The sequence below is a fragment of the Segatella maculosa OT 289 genome (assembly GCF_000243015.1).
GTDB lineage: Bacteria > Bacteroidota > Bacteroidia > Bacteroidales > Bacteroidaceae > Prevotella > Prevotella maculosa.
In genome coordinates, this window is the sequence record NZ_JH594512.1 from 1 (window position 1) to 2402 (window position 2402).

The following is a 2402-nucleotide window of genomic DNA, read 5'->3' on the forward strand; positions in this document are numbered from 1 at the left end:
CCATTGGAACGGACGCACGAGCCGTGCGTCCCTACATACAAACAAGGTAAAAACAAGATAGAGTATGAAGAAAACAGAATTTGAAAAGCGGGAGTACGTAACCCCCGAGATTGAAGTGTTCCCCATGTCGGGAGACTGTCAGCTGCAGAGCACGAGTATTCAGCTTGATGCACCACATTCTACGGAAGAAGAATGGGGAGCAGACGAAGAGATTGATGGAGGAGATAAGGAAATATAGGCCCACCCCCGGTCCCTCCCTTGGGAGGGGAATATGAACCGGCGGTAATCATAAAGTTCAATGTTCAAACTTCAAAGTTCAAAGCAAATGAAGTTCAAAGTAAATCAAAATTCAATGAAGAAGATATTATTCATAGCAGGCCTTGTGAGCACGATGTTGCTCGCGGCATGCAGCAGCGAAGAGAGCGTCGTCAAAGAGGACGGCAAAGTGAATGCGGCGAAAGGCATTACGTTTCGCCTCACAGAAGAGGCTTTTGTGCCCGGCGTAACCAACAACGGCAAGGCCGGAGCCAAAGGCACGCGCGCCATAGAGACGCAGACGGTTAACTTGGGCAACGGATTGGTGGCCGAGGTGAGCCTTGAGCCCGACACCGCGGACATGGCCCCGGCAGCCACCGGCGTAACACGTGCCACCGTGAGCGACGGACACTATACCATTTATGCCGTAGATGCTTCCAACGTGCGCCACGACGGAATCAAAGGTACGATGACCAGTGGCGTATTCACTCCTGACGTCGCCGGCCAAGAATGGTTCTTGAACGGTGGCGAGACCTACACTTTCGTCTGCATCAACGATGCCGTGACCGACAACGGGACAGGCCTTCGATATACCTATAGCATGCCGGCAGGCATCAATCAAAACGCAATGATTGGTGTAACCACCCATACGGTGAGCAATACGGAACACGATGTTGTAGCCTTCACGATGCGCCATCAGAATGCCCGCATACGCTATCAAGTCACCTCTTACACCACACCCTGTGTGGGTGCGAAGTTCGGTATCGGAGGTTCTGTCTCTGGAACCGGTTACGGCATCACCGACTATGACGTAAAAGGCACACAGACAGCACGGTCCGGAGGCTTTCTTGCAATAAGCTTTGGTCCCATCACCATGACAGCTGACCATCCCATGACCTATTCGTCGATAGTTGAGACCTACAAGACCTCTACGCCCTATGTCTATTATCCTGATGCTTTCCCACTCATGTATGCACAATATACGATGAGTAGCGGGACACTATATGGCGAGTCGCTTCAAGCTAAAGTATTCCCTACTGCTCTGATGAACTCCACTACTCTGCAGAAAAACCACAGCTACGTGTACAACATCAAGGTGAAGCCCTCTGTCCTCTACCTCTTCCAAGACGGAACCGTAGGCACACTCGCCGACAAGGGAACACGCACACCCATCGGCGTGGTAGTGAAAGAGAAAACGGCGACAGAGGAAGGAACGGCTGTGGCATTGAAAGAGGCCACCGTCAGCGGCAATAATGATTTCACGTATTCAACTCCTTACGGTAGCAGTTCCATGTTCGCAACGACCAACAGCACGACCTATGCAGACATCAACGACGGGCAGAACGACGTGAACGGCTATAAATGGACTTGGGAAGCGGCAAGCAACCCGCACGACCACGTGGTGAAAGCCAATAAATATCAGGACTACACGCCCTATTATGCCGCAGGACACTATGTGCCGGACGTTGCCGTAACGGGAGCAAACGTTGGCCATTGGTATCTGCCTGCCCTTGGCGACTGGGCACTCTTGTTCAAAGCACTCGATCGGTGGACCCCCACGCCCAATACAACTTATCCCAAAAGCGGAACCTTCCCATGGGACAAGACTAAGGTCAACGCCGCTTTCACAGCGGCAGGAGGGAAGGGACTCTTCGCTTTCGGACCATATGGATATCTAATTTATTGGACCAGTACGGAATATACGCAAACGATGATGTTCCCTTATTTATATGGTATTAGTGGAAACACAATCAATATAGACGCCAATGCCAAGCATAATATAACTGGAAAGGTCCGCCCGTTCGTGCATTTCTAAACAACGGGAAATAGAAATTTATCCATCGAAAACTTGCATTTATTCACTTTAATATTAATCCGTCTGTAAACGTATGCCGGCAGTGCAATTTGACAATATATACTATTGTGGGGCACAATATATACTTTCGTGGGGCACGAAATATACTATTGTCAATTACGGAATATACTTCCGTCGTCCGCAGGTCGTATTTTAGTCATTACGCACGGCCGGTCCGGTTGCAGACAAAAAACACAAAAAATCATGGCATTTTGGAAGAAAATCAAAATGAAAGTCAACGGACTGTGGTATCCGAAATCAGTCCTTGTGGGTTCGCCCGTAACCACGAAAC

The 2402-nt window shown here is 49.7% G+C and carries 2 protein-coding genes; both read left to right on the plus strand.

What is annotated here, in order from left to right; all coding sequences use genetic code 11:
- Positions 1 to 64: 64 nt before the first annotated feature.
- On the plus strand, positions 65 to 238 hold the full coding sequence (locus tag HMPREF9944_RS13160; protein WP_008566521.1) for a hypothetical protein: 174 nt from the start codon (positions 65 to 67) through the stop codon (positions 236 to 238).
- A 114-nt stretch (positions 239 to 352) separates the two neighbouring features.
- Complete coding sequence (locus tag HMPREF9944_RS11595) at positions 353 to 2071, plus strand: hypothetical protein (RefSeq protein WP_155814687.1); 1719 nt, start codon at positions 353 to 355, stop codon at positions 2069 to 2071.
- The last annotated feature ends 331 nt before the right edge of the window (positions 2072 to 2402 follow it).